At 55.1% G+C, this 972-nt stretch carries 2 protein-coding genes and 1 pseudogene; all 3 read left to right on the forward strand.

Translation table 11 applies throughout. The features are described from left to right. A pseudogene (locus GN208_RS17780) lies at nucleotides 1-264 on the forward strand (phage tail tape measure protein); the annotation flags it as partial. Further along, a complete protein-coding gene (locus GN208_RS17785) occupies nucleotides 261-596 on the forward strand; it encodes a phage tail protein (protein WP_004238700.1) in 336 nt (111 codons plus the stop codon). The pseudogene GN208_RS17780 and the gene GN208_RS17785, both read left to right, overlap by 4 nt. Then, a partial coding sequence (locus GN208_RS17790) for a phage minor tail protein L (RefSeq protein WP_243828516.1) occupies nucleotides 593-972 on the forward strand: 380 nt, incomplete at its 3' end. The genes GN208_RS17785 and GN208_RS17790, both read left to right, overlap by 4 nt.

Here is a 972-nt window from a genome sequence, read left to right on the forward strand (position 1 = left end):
GCGATTATGCCGTTAACACGGGCGGCGGATGGCTCTCTCGGTGTCCGGGCGATCGGCAGAAATCAGAATACCGGTTCTGCAGCACCACAGGTGTTTATTACCATTGACAGTAACGGCAGCAGCCAGACGCAGTCGTCAGTTGGTTATGAACAGTTTGGCCGGGAGATTGGGCAGTATGTAGACCAGCGTTACCGGGCGCTGATTAATACGGATCTGCGGCCCGGCGGTGCCATCTGGTCGGTTGCGAAAGGGGTCCGTCAATGATTGAAATTTTCACCTGGTGTCCCCGTGTTAATCCCACGGAGGACATCACCTATAAAACCCGCAGGGCGAAGTTCGGTGATGGTTATGAGCAGGTGTCCGGTGACGGTATTAACGCCCGCAGCCAGAAGTGGTCACTGGAATTTACCGGTCGCGGGGAGTATATCGCGGCTATCCGTCAGTTTATCGACCGTCACGGCGGCATAAAGGCTTTTCAGTGGAAACCCCCGCTTGAGCCGGTCGGTCTGTACCGGTGCGACGAGCATAAGCTCACCCCGCTCGGCGGTGACAACTATTCACTTTCTCTCACTTTTACCCAGGCATTTAAACCATGATCACAAATGACTACCAGAAGCTGGAACCGGGTAATGCCGTCCGGCTTTTTGAGGTTGACAGTACCGCATTCGGTGCGCCGGATATTTTGCGGTTCCATGCATACAACATCCCACATACAGAGGCAGGAATTACAGCCGCCGGTGGTGATCCTGAAAAATTACCGGCGAAATCCATCTGGTGGCAGGGAGAGGAGTATCGGGCCTGGCCTGCGCAGATTGAAGGGATAGAGGCATCCACCACCGGATCCGGTGCACAGCCGAAGTTATCGGTGGCAAACCTCGACGGTTCAGTCACCGCGCTGTGTCTGGCATACGATGACATGCTGAAAGCGAAAGTCACGATACACGACACCCTGGCACACTATCTGGATGCGGC

Source organism: Morganella sp. HSTU-ASny43 (assembly GCF_022819185.1).
GTDB classification, from domain to species: domain Bacteria; phylum Pseudomonadota; class Gammaproteobacteria; order Enterobacterales; family Enterobacteriaceae; genus Morganella; species Morganella morganii.